This is a genomic window from Streptomyces sp. WMMB 322 (assembly GCF_900090145.1).
Lineage (GTDB): Bacteria > Actinomycetota > Actinomycetes > Streptomycetales > Streptomycetaceae > Streptomyces.
Map to the genome: position 1 here is coordinate 103,792 of NZ_FMHI01000015.1, position 13,306 is coordinate 117,097.

The window sequence follows — 13,306 nt, forward strand, 5'->3', positions numbered from 1 at the left end:
GACACACATGACGACGGCTCCCGGACCCCCCGAGCCCTTCGGGTTCTTCAAGGGCTCCCAGCCCCCGGTTCCGCCCCCGCAGGCTCCGGTCCTGCCCGAGGTGGCCGGTCACCCGCGGGCGAGCGTGCTGCGGATCGACCACCGCAAGCGCGCGCCGCTGCGCGTGCTGATGGGGTACGCCCGTCCCCACCGTCTCGTCCTGTTCGCGACGCTGCTGCTCGTGCTCGCCTCCAGCGGAGCCGGACTGATGCAGCCGCTCGTCGCGCAGCAGGTCCTCACCTCCCTCTCGGGCGGGGGCGATGTGAAGGGGCCGGTCATCCTGCTCGGCGCGCTCGTCGTGGCGGGCGCCGGGCTGACCGGACTGCAGTCGTGGTGGCAGCAGCGCACATCGGAGAGGGTCGTGCGCCGCGTACGGCAGGAACTGGTCTTCCGGCTGATCAGGCTGCGCGTACCCGAACTCGACCGCCGTCCCCCCGGCGATCTCATCGCGCGGGTGACCTCCGACAGCACGCTGCTGCAGAACGCCGCGACCGAGGGCCTGGTGATGATCGCCAACGGCCTGTTGAGCATCGTGGGCGCCGGCGTCCTCATGGGGATCGTGCACCTTCCGCTGCTCGGGGTGACCGTCGGCGTGCTGGTGGCGGTCGGCCTGGTGATGGGGGGCGTACTGCCGCGCATCCGCAAGGCGGTCGCGCGCGCCCAGGAGTCGATCGGCGCCGTCGGCTCGGCGCTGGACCGCACGCTGGGTGCGGCCCGCACGGTGAAGGCCAACGGCGCGGAGGACCGGGAGACCGAGGTCGCCGACGACGCCATCGACGGTGCCTACAAGGCGGGCCTGGTCGGGGCCAAGTACGTGGCCCTCGTCAAGATCCTCTCCGGGGTCTCCATCCAGGCGGCCTTCCTCGCCGTGCTCGGTGTCGGCGGTGCGCTGGTCGCCTCGGGGGACCTCGAGACGCCCGAACTGATCGCCTTCCTGCTCTACGTCTTCTACCTGGCGAGCCCGATCGGCTCCCTCGTGGGAGGGCTGGGCATGCTCCAGCAGGGGCTGGGTGCGGTGGGACGCATCGAGCAGATCAAGCGGATGGCCGTGGAGGCCGACGTCGACGAGCTGCCCCAGGACCACATGCCCAGGCATCCCGCGAGCCCCGGCGCGAACGGCAGGGTGAACGGAGCGCCCGACGGCCACGTGAACGGCTTCGCCGGAGGCGGCGCGGACGAGGACGCCGGAATCCGGGGCAACCCGGCCTCGACGATGCAACTGAAGGTCATCGGAGCGCGGGCCGGCGGTGTGCGCAGGCCGCCGACCATCGAGTTCCGCGACGTGCGGTTCGGATACCCCGGGCGCGGCACGGCACTCAAGGGCATCTCGTGCACCATCCCCGGCGGGACGCAGACGGCGCTCGTCGGTCTCTCGGGCGCCGGCAAGACCACCATGTTCGCGCTGCTCCAGCGCTTCTACGACCCGACGGCGGGTCAGATCATCATCGACGGCGTCGACATCGAGAGCATGCGGCGGGCCGAGGTGCGCCGCCGCATCGCCTACGTCGAGCAGGACTCCCCGGTGATGGCCGGCACGCTGGAGGACAACCTCACGTACTCGGCGACGAACGCTTCGCAGGCCGACATCGCCGAGGCCCTGCGCGTGACGCGGCTCGACACGCTGATCGACCGGCTTCCGGACGGACTGCGCACCGAGGTGGGCAACCGCGGCGTCTCCCTCTCGGGTGGTGAGCGCCAACGGCTCGCCATCGCACGGGCGTTGCTGCGCAAGCCGGAAGTGCTGCTGCTGGACGAGGCGACGGCGCAGCTCGACGCCCGCAACGAGCAGGCGCTGCGCGAGGCGGTGGACCAGGCGGCCCGGCGGTGCACCGTCATCCTCATTGCGCACCGTCTGTCCACCGTGACCCACGTCGACCAGATCGTGGTGATGGAGCACGGCGAGATCCGCGCGCTCGGCAGCCACGAGGAGCTGGTCAAGGCCGACCCGCTCTACCGCGAACTCGCCGCCTCCCAGATGCTCGTGGGCGAGGAGGGCGCGGCCGGAGCGGCGCCGGGTGCGGCTGCGGGTGCGGAGCCGGGCGGTCCCGCCGGAGGCGGCGGCATGCCGGCCGGCCCCGGTACGGGGCGTCCTGCCGGTGGCCGGGGCGGCACCCCCGCGGGCACCCCGGACGGTGGCGGCCGTCGGCCCCCGCAGGGAAGGGGGCCGGCGCCGTCGGCGGGACCTCTGCCGCAGCGTCCCGTGGCGTCGCCCGGCGGACCGCCGGGCCGCTGATCGCGGCGGCATCCGGGCAGGTTCTCGCCAAGTCTGATGTTCGCGGGCGAAGTTGCGGCGTCGCCGCGCACCTCCACGGAACGTGGCACCGGTGCCCGGACTCGGGTCCGAGACGTGAAGGGGTGCCCGCCGCATACGGCGGGCACCCCTTCACGTTCCTTGCCGCGAAAGTGCCGGCCGGTCAGCCCATCAGGGGGTTCAGGGCGGCGAGGTAGCCGTCCCGGTGCCCTTTCGTGTTCGGGTGGTAGGACTCGTTGAGCTTGTCCCACTCCAGGCTCGTGACCCAGTCCTCACCGCTCGAGCAGATGGTGTGCGGGTCGAAAACCGGCCGTGCGTCCAGGAAAGTGAATCCGGCTTCGTCCGACCGCGCGGACATGATCCCGGCGAGTGTGTCGGCCGCGGAGTTCAGTGCGGTCCGCTCCTTGTCGCTGAGACCGAGAATGCCGCAGTCACCTCCGATTGTGTAAAGCCGCGGATAGCCGACGACAACCACTTTCGCCGACGGCGCCGCGGCGCGCACCGCCGAGTACGTCTGGGCGAGTGCCGGCGACAGCGTGCTGTTGGCGGCAGCCTTCGCAGCCTCGACCCCGGCTATGCAGTCGGCGTCGTCCGCGGTGAGGATGCAGTTCTTCAGCACGTCGACGAAGCCGACGTCGTTTCCGCCGATCTGCAGCGTCACCAGGGATGTGTCCGGCGTCAGCCGGCCGACCTGCGTGTTGATGACATCGGCCGTCGTGGCGCCCGAGCACGCCGCTTCCACGAATCCGACGTCCTGGTGCGCGGCGGCCCAGAGCCTCGGGTAGGAGGTGGGGCCGCGGCGGCAGGGGTCGTCCGGGTTGTCGTAGGTCCTCGTTCCTACGGCGACGGTATAAGAATCACCGAGGGCCACGTATTTGCCCGCGGCAGCCTGTGATCCCGGAGCGACGAAGGCGATGGCCACCATCGCAAGCAATGCGGCGAACAGCAGCTTCAACGAGCGCATGAAGTTGTCTTCTCCGAAGGTGGGGGATGAGAACAGAACACCCTAGAAATAGCAGTCGCCTCGCGCGCGCGGGTATGTGCGGGCGCGTATTTTTTCGATCACGTTTCGATAAACTCGAAGATCTTCGAAGGTGTTTCGGTGATCCAGTACGGGTGGCATTACCGGCAAATGCGGGCGACTTTCTTTCGTGATTCCTTGCGCTTCCGGGCGGAAATTGCGGACGCGATTGCCGGCGCCGGAACGCGGTCGCTGTGGCCGTGGGCCTGCGAGCCTGTGCGCCGCGCACCCCGGCCGGGCCGCCGCCTGGCGTGAAGTGCCTTCACTGGTCCGTCACTTGATCCGACGCGTCCCGTCACTCCGCCAACAGGCTTCTCTGCGCTTCGCGTTCGCAACTCCGGCGCTCGGTATGGCAGGCCACCGTGACCGCATGCGTCGCTCGTTAGGGGGAGACAGGGGTGACGGAACGGTTCGGCTGACGCTGCGCTGCTTACCGTCCGGAGCATGCACGTCACGAAGAACCGCACCACGGACGGCTCTTGCGCGGCTCCGGCTCCGGCTGCCGGGGGCTCCGAAGAGGCAAAGGGCCCCGACGAGGCGGCCGCCCCGTCGAGAGCCGCGGCGGTGACCCGGCTGCACCTGTCCTCGTTCCGCGCGCTGCGCGACCGCACCGTCCCGCTCGGCCCGGTCACCGTGCTGACCGGGCCGAGCGGCAGCGGCAAGTCGGCGGTCCTGGAGGCGCACGAGGCCCTGGCCCGGCTCGGCGGCGGCGAGGCCCTGGGGGAGGTCTTCGGGCGCGCCTCCGGAGGTCCGGGTGCTTACGTTCCCCGCCGCGCCCGCCCCGACGCCGAGGGGCGCCGCGGCTTCCGCCTCGGCTGCACCGTCGACGGCCCGGCGGGGCCGGTGCGGTTCGATCTCGCGGTGCAGGCCGAGCCCGAACTGCGCATCGTAGGCGAGCGGTTGACGGTGCCCGGCGGTCGCACCCTGCTGGCCACGGCGCTGCGCGACCCGGCGCGCCCCGCCGTGCAGGCCGAATGGCACAGCGCCGGGACCGGCCGGGTCACGCGGGCCCGGCTTCCCGCCGACAGGCTTGCGACGGCCCTGCTGCCCCTCCGGGTCGCCGGCGGCACGGAGGAGGAGCGCCGGGTGCTGGAGGCGGCCGAGCAGGTGGTGGTGGCGCTGCGCTCCGCCTTCGCCTGCGATCCGCGTCCGGAGACCATGCGCGACCCAGTGCCCGTCGGCGACACCCTTCTGCGCGGCGGCTGCGACAACCTGGCGGCGGTGCTGCGCCGTACCCGCACGGAGTGCGCGATCCGGTACGGACACCTTGTCGACGCCCTGAGCGCCGGCTTCGCGGACCCCGTCGCCGAGGTGGTCGCCGACCTTCCCGACGAGCACTCGGACAGGGGCCGCGTCCGCGCGCTGATCGTCGGCCCCGGTCCCGGCCCCGGCTCCGGCAGCGGTCCCGGCGCCGGCCACCCCTGCGTCCGCACCCCCCTGGAGTGGCTGGGCGACGGCGAGTTGCGCTACGCAGCGCTGGCTCTGGTGCTGCTGACGGGCCCCGGGGTGCTGTCGATGGACCCCGCCCAGGAGGTGCTTCCCGCCAGGCAGGCGATGACGCTGCTCGCCGACGGGCTGGACCGCGCCCTGGACGCGCGGCAGACGGCCGAACTGGTCGCGCTTGCGGTGCGGATGGGCAAGCGGGGGCATGTGAGGCTGCTGGCAGCCGTGAGCGATACGGGGACGGCGGCGGCAGAGGCCGCGCGGCACCCGGATGTGTCCCTGGTAGACCTTGGGGGTGAGTGAATTCCCCTCTTCTTCCGCGTCCCCGTCCGGCGGGCCCTCGCGCTCCGGCCCGCACGAGTCCGTGTCGTTGTCCCAACTGCAGTGCAGACTTGCGGAGTTCGCGAGGGCACGCGACTGGGAGCAGTACCACACCCCGAAGAATCTGGCCGCTGCGCTGAGCGTCGAGGCCGGTGAACTCGTCGAGATCTTCCAGTGGCTGACGCCCGAGGAGTCGGCCCGTGTGATGGAACGTCCCGGGACCGCGCACCGCGTCGAGGACGAGGTCGCGGACGTCCTCGCGTATCTGCTCCAGTTCTGCGAGGTGTTGGGTGTCGACGTGCTGAAAGCGCTTGCCGCGAAGATCGAGCGCAACGAGAAGCGTTTCCCGGCTACCGGAAGCGGTCACTCTATGAAGTGACAGAGGTATTCGCGAGAGGCGGTATGCCCGGATTGGTGCAACTTGGCCCGGCTTGCTTGCCTATTGAGTGTCACTCTCCGTAGTGATGCGTGGAGGGAGGTGGTGAAGTTGGATGCCGTGCATCTCATCAAGGCCACCCGCCACGCGCTCGCCGAGTGCGAGTCCGTGGAAGAGATTGTCGCCGAAGCGTGGCAGGTGCAGGCCCTCGCCGGGGCGATCGGACGTCATCTCGCGGTGAGCGGACCGCAGTCGGTGCGGGCCGAAGCGATCGGCCTGAGCGAAGCAGGCACGCAGGCCTGCCTGTCGTCGGTGGGCCCGGTGCGGTGCGGCGGCCGGTGGTGCGAGGCGCGTGCCGACCGGCTCTCCCAGGTCCAGGACCCCAAGTGCGCGCTGTCCGACCTGAGTCTGCTGCTGGCCGAGACGGGCGTGGCGCTCGTGCTCGTGGCCGTCTCTGCGAGGGAGGAGGGCCTGTACTGGCAGTGCGTCGAGGCCCTCGACGCGGCCGACGAGTCCGGGGACCGTGTCACGGGCATGATGCGCAGGCTGGAGGCGCAGGAACACGGCCCGGCAGCCTGACGATCAGGGCGAGGGCCAGTGAGGGGGGTGAGGCAGGATGGGTGCCATGAGGCTTCGTGTATTCACCGAACCCCAGCAAGGGGCAAGCTACGAGACGCTGCTGCGCGTCGCGAAGGCTGCCGAGGACCTGCACTTCGACGCGTTCTTCCGGTCCGACCACTACCTGGCCATGGGCGGCTCCGACGGCCTTCCCGGGCCGACCGACGCCTGGACCACCCTCGCCGGGCTGGCCCGTGAGACCAGCCGCATCAGGCTGGGCACCCTCATGACCGCGGCGACCTTCCGGCTGCCCGGTCCCCTCGCCATCCAGGTCGCCCAGGTCGACGACATGTCGGGCGGCCGGGTCGAACTGGGCCTGGGAACCGGCTGGTTCGAGGACGAGCACACCGCGTACGGCATCCCGTTCCCCCGCGAGAAGTTCGGCCGGCTGGAGGAGCAGCTGGAGATCGTCACCGGGCTGTGGTCCACGCCGCCCGGAGAGAAGTTCCACCACCGCGGCAAGCACTACACGCTGACGGACTCGCCCGCGCTGCCCAAGCCGGCCCAGTCCAAGGTGCCCGTGCTCATCGGCGGCCACGGCAAGGTCCGCACGCCCGCTCTCGCCGCGCGTTTCGCCGACGAGTTCAACATCCCCTTCGCCTCCGTCGAGGACAGCGAGCGGCAGTTCGCCCGGGTACGGGCGGCGGCAGAGAAGACGGGGCGGGAGATCGTCTTCTCCAACGCGCTCGTCGCCTGCGTCGGCAAGGACGACGCCGAGACCGCCCGCCGCGCCGCGGCCATCGGACGCGACGTGGACGAGCTGAAGGAGAACGGGCTCGCCGGTTCCCCGGCAGAGGTCGTCGACAAGATCGGCCGCTACAAGGAGGCCGGGTCCTCCCGGATCTACCTGCAGTTCCTCGACGTGCACGATCTGGATCACCTTCAGCTGATCTCCGAGCAGGTACGCCCCCAGCTGTCGTGACCCGGCCCGCCACCGCCTTGAGCACCGCCCTCGCCCGCGGTCCGCTCGTCCTGGACGGCGGGCTGTCCAGCCAGCTCGAGGCCCAGGGCTGCGCCCTGGACGACGAGTTGTGGACGGCGCGGCTGCTGCGCGACGACCCGCGGCGGATCGAGGACGCACACGCGGCGTATGTGCGGGCGGGGGCGCGGGTGCTCATCTCCGCCGGTTATCAGGCCTCCTTCGATGGCTTCGCGCGGGCGGGCGCCGGGGAGCGGGAGGCGCGGGAACTCTTCCGCCGCAGCGTGGAGCTCGCCCGCCGGGCCGCCGAACGCTGCGGCGTGGGCGATCAGGTGTGGGTCGCGGGTTCGGTCGGCCCCTACGGCGCGGTCCGCGCGGACGGCGGCGAGTACCGGGGCCGGTACGGGCTGAGCGTGCGCGAACTCGCCGCCTTCCACCGGCCCCGGATCGAGGCCGTGGCGGAGGCGGCGCCGGACGTGCTGGCGCTGGAGACCGTCCCGGACGTGGTGGAGGCCGAGGCGTTGCTGAGCGCGGCGGACGGCTGCGGCATCCCTGTGTGGCTGAGCTTCACGATCTCCGGGGACCGCACCCGCGCGGGGCAACCCCTGGGAGAGGCCTTTGCGTTGGCGGCCGGCCGGGATCAAGTCATGGCGGTGGGCGTCAACTGCTGCGCTCCGGGCGACGCGGACCGTGCCGTCGCTGCCGCGGCGGCGGTGACGGGAAAGCCGGTCGTCGTCTACCCCAACAGCGGCGAACAGTGGGACGGCGCCGACGGGCGTGCATGGCACGGCTCCTGCACCTGGTCGGCCGACCGTGCCGCCGGCTGGGTGGAGAAGGGCGCCCGCCTGATCGGCGGCTGCTGCCGCGTGGGCCCGGACCTCATCGCGGAACTGGCCCGCGAACCCGCCATGCGGTCCGGCGGCCGGGGCGCGCCGGGCGAGGGCTGATCCGCCCTGGGCGACGGTGAGTTGACGGACGCCGCCCGGAAAACTGCGCACCACCACACCCGGTCGCCGCACTGCCCGGTCCCGTCCCGTCCCGTCCGCCCCGCCCCGTCAGCGGCAGGGGCGCGGGCCTCCGGCAAGCGGGACGCCGGTGCGCCGGGCCTGGGCGACGGACGCGGGGGAGTCCTCGCTGCGTGCCGCCTCCGTGGGAATCTCGGGGTCGACGGGAACCGTCGGACGGTCCGCCGGCGGCGTGTAACCCCCGAGGCGGGCGGTGCCCCACACGTACGGATCGGCCTGGGCGCTGCCGAACGGCGACCAGGCGAGCCGCGTCTGGCCCGTCTTGTCCTGGGTGTCGGAGTCGTACACGAGGATGTTCGCCGCGAAGCGCTCCGGGTCCGCCGCGGCCGGCAACTCCCCGAGGGGGATCTTCACTTCGACCGTGTAGCCCCGGAACGGCTCGCCGACCGCGGCGGCGACGCGCATACCGGGCGCAGTCTTCTCCGCGGGCCCCTGCCTGTTGTCGGCGTCCCGCTCCGCGGCCGGGCCTGCGTCTCCCGCCGTGAACGGGAAGATGCCGGTCTTGAACGTCACCGAGGTGTCGTCGCCGTCGCCGCGGGGGTCGAGCGCGATCTCGACGGAGTCGGTGCGCCAGTGCCGCTTCGCGTCGTCCTGGTCCAGAGCGGTCCCCGCCTTGTCGTCCGTCACCGTGACGAGCACGTAGAGGTCGTCCCCGTGCCGGGACATCTTCGCCGTCGCCGAGCAGTCGGAGTGCGGGACCTCGTCGCCCTCCCAGTGCCGAAGGGGCAACTCGGGCCCCGGGTACTCGCCTTCGCCCTCGACGCCGTTGAGCACGGGAGCCGCCGCGACCTCGGGAACCGTCGTCGACGGCACGGCCGGGTAGTCGGGCTGTGCGTCGTTGGCCAGCCACGGCAGCCCCACCCGCCGCGCCCATTCGCGGAACTCGGCGTACACGGGCCGCAGTCCGCCCTGTTCCCGCACGGGCGCCCGGACGACCCGGCCCCGCCGCGCCAGCACGCTGAACCAGTCCGACCCCAGCTTCGCGGGGTCCGTGGGAACCTCGGGCGGCATCGCGGCCCAGCCCTGGCTGCGGTACATGCGGCTCGCGTCCCGCTCCACCTGCGCCCAGGACCTGCCGTGTTCGCGTGAGCGGTGCCCGGACCAGACGCCGACCACAGGCAGTCCCGTCACGGGGTCCTTGCGGCGTTTCCGGGGAGCGTCCGGCCCGAGCAGGTCCGAGAATCCGTGATTCTGGGCCAGCAGGCGCCGGGCGCGCCACGGCTTCAGCCCTTCGCAGTTCAACTGGTCCGGGAACGCCCGCCCGTCACCGGCCAGGAAGAACGCCTCGATCGCCAGCCGCGCCGACATCTGGTGCCCGCCGTGCTGGCTGAACGGACGCGGATCCATGGTCACGACGGTGTGCGGCGTGGTCATGCGCAGCAGCCGCACCATGCGCTCCAAGGTGTCCTGCTGATGCCAGATCCGCTCGGTGAGCGGGGCGGAGAGCGTGTACCAGAAGTCGGGCTTGTCGAGGTAGAAGATGTTCTCGATGCCCGCGAGCGCGGTCGCGGAGCGCTCCTCGTCCTCGCGCAGCATGCCCAGGGGTGCGCCCTCCTCCGGGCCGACGGCGTTCCCGCCGCCCTCACCGCGGGTGATGGTGACGACTCCCGTGCGCAGGCCCAGCCGTTCCCGCCACAGGCCGAAGGTGGACAGGTTGCCGGCCTCGTCGTCCGGGTGGGCGCTCACGAACAGCACGTCGTGGTGGGCGGGGTCGCGGCGCCCGGCGGACGGACGTTCGGCCGCTTGCGCCGTGGGACTCCCCGCCGCGCCGGCGGCGCCCACCAGGCCGGAGGCCATGGCAGCCGTCACGAGCCTCCGGGAGGGGCCCGACGTGCCGGTCTGCTCGCTCGAATCCAACACGCTGGAACCGCCCTCTTCTCCGGCCCGCCCTCGGCCCGCGGATGTCACCGGCCGCAACTCTTCGGCATCTTTGCGTTCCGGGCAACCGTCCCGCAGGCCATGTCCGCCGCCCCCGTCCGCACGCCCGGAGCCTGCTCGCGCGGCGCGGCCGGACCGCGCAGCGGGCCGCACCCTCTCGGGGTACGGCCCGCTGTTCTGCCCCTCCGGCGTGGAGACCTTTGCGCAAACACTACGCGCGTCACGTCGACCTCGGCGAGGATGGAGACATGGGTTTCCATGTCGATTCAGAGGCCGGACGGCTGCGCCGCGTCATCCTGCACCGCCCGGACCTGGAGCTGAAGCGCCTCACGCCGACGAACAAGGACGATCTCCTCTTCGACGACGTGCTGTGGGTCCGCCGTGCACGCCAGGAGCACGACGCCCTCGCGGACGCGCTGCGCGACCGCGGCATCGCGGTGCACCTCTTCGGTGATCTGCTGGCCGAGACGCTGGAGATCCCCGACGCCCGCACCCTCGTCCTGGATCGCGTCTTCCACGAGAAGGAGTACGGTCCGCTCGCCACCGGGCATCTGCGCGCCGCCTTCGACCGGTTGCCGACGAGGGAGCTGACCGAGGCGCTGGTGGGGGGCATGACCAAGCGCGAGTTCCTGGAGGGCCACGAGGAGCCGGCGTCCGTGCGCTTCCACGTCATGGACCTGGACGACTTCCTGCTCGCCCCGCTTCCCAATCACCTCTTCACGCGGGACACCTCCGCCTGGGTCTACGACGGGGTCTCCATCAACGCGATGCGCTGGCCGGCCCGTCAGCGCGAGACGGTGCACTTCGAGGCGATCTACTTCCACCACCCGCTCTTCGCCGGTCCCGGCAGTCCGGCCTTCAACGTGTGGTCCGAGGGGCAGGGCGCGTATCCGTCCACCATCGAGGGCGGTGACGTGCTGGTCATCGGCTCGGGCGCCGTGCTGATCGGCATGAGCGAGCGCACCACTCCGCAGGCCGTCGAGATGCTGGCACGGGGGCTCTTCGCGGCGGGCTCCGCGCGCACGATCGTGGCGCTCGACATGCCCAAGCGCCGTGCGTTCATGCATCTGGACACCGTGATGACGATGGTCGACGGCGACACCTTCACCCAGTACGAGGGGCTGGGCATGCTCCGCTCGTACACCATCGAGCCCGGCAGCAGCGCCAACGAGCTGAAGGTGACCGACCACCCGCCGGAGCACATGCACAGGGCGATCGCGGCTGCTCTCGGCCTGGACCATGTCCGCGTGCTCACCGCCACGCAGGACGTGCACTCCGCGGAGCGCGAGCAGTGGGACGACGGGTGCAACGTGCTCGCCGTGGAACCGGGTGTCGTGCTCGCATACGAGCGCAACGTCACCACCAACACCCACCTGCGCAAGCAGGGCATCGAGGTGCTGGAGATCCCGGGCAGCGAACTCGGCCGGGGGAGGGGCGGGCCGCGGTGCATGAGCTGCCCGGTGGAGAGGGACCCGGTCTGAACGCGGCAGCGGCGGCAGGAAGAGAGGGCGCTGTATAGAGATTCGAGCCACGGTATAGAATTCCAGGTCGATATCAGTCAGCCTCTGCCAGCGACCTAGGAGCCCTAATGGCGACAGATCTCACGGGCCGCCACTTCCTCAAGGAACTGGACTTCTCTCCCGAGGAGTTCCGTCACCTGATCGATCTGGCCGCCGAGCTGAAGGTGGCCAAGAAGGCGGGCGCCGAGCAGCAGAGGCTGCGGGGCCGCAACATCGCGCTGGTCTTCGAGAAGACCTCCACGCGTACCCGCTGCGCCTTCGAGGTCGCCGCCGCCGACCAGGGAGCCGGCACGACCTACCTGGACCCCACCGGCTCCCAGCTGGGACACAAGGAGTCCGCGCGGGACACCGCCCGTGTGCTGGGCCGCATGTACGACGGCATCGAGTACCGGGGCAGCGGCCAGGCCGTCGTCGAGGAGCTCGCCGCCTACGCCGGCGTCCCCGTCTACAACGGGCTGACCGACAGCTGGCACCCCACGCAGATGCTCGCCGACGTGCTCACGATGACCGAGCACTGCCCCAAGCCGCTCACGGAGACCGCGTTCGCGTACCTCGGCGACGCACGCAACAACATGGGCAACTCCTACCTCGTCACCGGCGCGCTGCTCGGCATGGACGTGCGCATCGTCGCCCCGCGTGCACTGTGGCCCGAACAGTCCGTCATCACCCGGGCCCGCGACATCGCGGCCCGTACCGGCTCCCGCATATCCCTCACCGAGGACGTCGAAGAGGGCGTGGGCGCAGCCGACTTCGTCGCCACGGACGTCTGGGTCTCCATGGGCGAGCCCCAGGAGGTGTGGGACGAGCGGATCGCGCTGCTCCGTCCGTACGCCGTGACGATGGACGTGCTGCGGGCCACCGGGAACCCGGACGTGAAGTTCCTGCACTGCCTGCCCGCCTTCCACGACCTGGGCACGGCGGTGGGCCGGGAGATCCACGCACGGCACGGCCTGGACTTCCTGGAGGTCACGGACGAAGTCTTCGAATCGGCCGAGCACTCCGTCGTGTTCGACGAGGCGGAGAACCGGATGCACACCATCAAGGCGGTGCTCGTCGCGACTCTCGCGGGCGGGGCGTAGCAGCGCAGGTCGGGCCGGCCGCCGCCCGCACACGCCCTATCCGTGCAGTGCCAGATAGGGCGCCAGGGCCAGGAGGGTGCCCGCGAGGGCGAACTTCAGCTTCCGCGTCGGCACCGCATGGGCGATCCTCCAGCCGATCATGACGCCCGCCAGCTCCGGGACGCCGACGACCGCGGCGAGCGCCCAGTCGACCGAGCCGTGCACGAGGTAGGCGACCGTTCCGACGCCCGCGATGACCACGGACTGCGCCTGCGCGGCGGCCAGGGCGGGCAGCAGCGGCAGGCCGCAGATCACCAGCAGCGGCACGCTCAGCATCGGGCCGCCGAGCCCGAAGAGGCCCGCGGCGACGGCGACCAGCAGCCCGACGGTGCCGGTGACCAGAGGTGACGGGCCCCTCCCGGCGCCGTCCCCGGCTGCGGTGGTGCGGCGCTCTCGCACCCACACCAGGATGCCCGTGGTGGCGACGGCGACCGCGAGGAGAATCCCGAACACCCGCCCGTCGACACGGGTGTTGAAGAGCACGCCCAGCGGCGAGCCCACCAGCGCGGCGCCCGAGAGGATCAGCGCGATGCGGCGCGTGCGGGTGTCTCGCAGCTGCCCGGAGCGTGTGTAGGCGGCGGTGCCGAGTGCACCGGTCGCGATGTGCGTGGCGATGGCCGTGCCGGCGACGCCGGAGGGGGACAGGCCCGTCAGCACGAACATCCCGATGGTGGGCAGCACACCGCCCGGACCGACCGCCGTGATGCCTATGCCGCCCACCAGTCCGAAGAGCGCCAGCAGTGCGAGTACCAGCGGACCGTGCTCCATCAGCCTTTC

General features: G+C 71.6%; 11 protein-coding genes. 8 read left to right on the forward strand and 3 right to left on the reverse strand.

Going from position 1 to position 13,306, the window contains the following annotated elements; genetic code table 11:
* The first annotated feature begins 7 nt into the window (after positions 1 to 7).
* Positions 8 to 2,272, forward strand: a complete 2,265-nt coding sequence (locus H180DRAFT_RS30580) for an ABC transporter ATP-binding protein (protein ID WP_254666130.1) — start codon at positions 8 to 10, stop codon at positions 2,270 to 2,272.
* A gap of 181 nt (positions 2,273 to 2,453) precedes the next feature.
* On the opposite strand, the gene H180DRAFT_RS21685 is transcribed toward H180DRAFT_RS30580, so the two are convergent.
* Positions 2,454 to 3,254, reverse strand: a complete 801-nt coding sequence (locus H180DRAFT_RS21685; RefSeq protein WP_055487780.1) for an SGNH/GDSL hydrolase family protein — start codon at positions 3,252 to 3,254, stop codon at positions 2,454 to 2,456.
* 501 nt (positions 3,255 to 3,755) lie between these two features.
* Between H180DRAFT_RS21685 and H180DRAFT_RS21690 the strand changes: the two genes are divergently transcribed.
* From H180DRAFT_RS21690 to mmuM, 5 genes are all read left to right on the forward strand, one after another.
* Positions 3,756 to 5,057, forward strand: coding sequence for an AAA family ATPase (locus tag H180DRAFT_RS21690; protein ID WP_055487781.1), 1,302 nt, complete (start codon positions 3,756 to 3,758; stop codon positions 5,055 to 5,057).
* Between the two features lie 61 nt (positions 5,058 to 5,118).
* Positions 5,119 to 5,454: a nucleotide pyrophosphohydrolase gene (locus H180DRAFT_RS21695; RefSeq protein WP_254666136.1), complete on the forward strand. Its 336-nt coding sequence runs from the start codon at positions 5,119 to 5,121 to the stop codon at positions 5,452 to 5,454.
* 99 nt (positions 5,455 to 5,553) lie between these two features.
* Positions 5,554 to 6,030 (forward strand): DUF6099 family protein, encoded by a 477-nt coding sequence (locus tag H180DRAFT_RS21700; RefSeq protein ID WP_368073139.1) that lies wholly within the window; start codon positions 5,554 to 5,556, stop codon positions 6,028 to 6,030.
* A gap of 46 nt (positions 6,031 to 6,076) precedes the next feature.
* The gene (locus H180DRAFT_RS21705) at positions 6,077 to 6,991 is read left to right on the forward strand and encodes an LLM class F420-dependent oxidoreductase (RefSeq protein WP_055487783.1); all 915 of its coding nucleotides are present in this window, start codon (positions 6,077 to 6,079) and stop codon (positions 6,989 to 6,991) included.
* Positions 6,988 to 7,935, forward strand: coding sequence for a homocysteine S-methyltransferase (gene mmuM / locus H180DRAFT_RS21710; RefSeq protein ID WP_055487784.1), 948 nt, complete (start codon positions 6,988 to 6,990; stop codon positions 7,933 to 7,935). Before H180DRAFT_RS21705 ends, mmuM begins: the two co-directional genes overlap by 4 nt.
* Positions 7,936 to 8,043: 108 nt before the next feature.
* Here mmuM and H180DRAFT_RS21715 read toward each other — a convergent pair whose 3' ends face one another.
* Positions 8,044 to 9,873 carry a sugar-binding protein gene (locus tag H180DRAFT_RS21715; protein WP_254666131.1) on the reverse strand — a complete coding sequence of 610 codons (1,830 nt, stop codon included), beginning with the start codon at positions 9,871 to 9,873 and terminating at the stop codon, positions 8,044 to 8,046.
* 266 nt (positions 9,874 to 10,139) lie between these two features.
* Here H180DRAFT_RS21715 and H180DRAFT_RS21720 point away from each other — a divergent pair, with 266 nt between their 5' ends.
* Positions 10,140 to 11,372, forward strand: a complete 1,233-nt coding sequence (locus tag H180DRAFT_RS21720; RefSeq protein ID WP_055487786.1) for an arginine deiminase — start codon at positions 10,140 to 10,142, stop codon at positions 11,370 to 11,372.
* 107 nt (positions 11,373 to 11,479) lie between these two features.
* A complete protein-coding gene (gene argF / locus H180DRAFT_RS21725) occupies positions 11,480 to 12,490 on the forward strand; it encodes an ornithine carbamoyltransferase (protein WP_055487787.1) in 1,011 nt (336 codons plus the stop codon).
* Between the two features lie 36 nt (positions 12,491 to 12,526).
* On the opposite strand, the gene H180DRAFT_RS21730 is transcribed toward argF, so the two are convergent.
* Complete coding sequence (locus H180DRAFT_RS21730) at positions 12,527 to 13,297, reverse strand: sulfite exporter TauE/SafE family protein (RefSeq protein ID WP_055487788.1); 771 nt, start codon at positions 13,295 to 13,297, stop codon at positions 12,527 to 12,529.
* Between the last annotated feature and the right edge of the window lie 9 nt (positions 13,298 to 13,306).

What these genes read in the sequence shown, in the direction of transcription:
- H180DRAFT_RS21685 (WP_055487780.1), bottom strand. Translation starts at nt 3,254, where the DNA reads ATGCGCTCGTTGAAGCTGCTGTTCGCCGCATTGCTTGCGATGGTGGCC.
- H180DRAFT_RS30580 (WP_254666130.1), top strand. Translation starts at nt 8, where the DNA reads ATGACGACGGCTCCCGGACCCCCCGAGCCCTTCGGGTTCTTCAAGGGC.
- H180DRAFT_RS21730 (WP_055487788.1), bottom strand. Translation starts at nt 13,297, where the DNA reads ATGGAGCACGGTCCGCTGGTACTCGCACTGCTGGCGCTCTTCGGACTG.
- H180DRAFT_RS21720 (WP_055487786.1), top strand. Translation starts at nt 10,140, where the DNA reads ATGGGTTTCCATGTCGATTCAGAGGCCGGACGGCTGCGCCGCGTCATC.
- H180DRAFT_RS21690 (WP_055487781.1), top strand. Translation starts at nt 3,756, where the DNA reads ATGCACGTCACGAAGAACCGCACCACGGACGGCTCTTGCGCGGCTCCG.
- H180DRAFT_RS21705 (WP_055487783.1), top strand. Translation starts at nt 6,077, where the DNA reads ATGAGGCTTCGTGTATTCACCGAACCCCAGCAAGGGGCAAGCTACGAG.
- argF (WP_055487787.1), top strand. Translation starts at nt 11,480, where the DNA reads ATGGCGACAGATCTCACGGGCCGCCACTTCCTCAAGGAACTGGACTTC.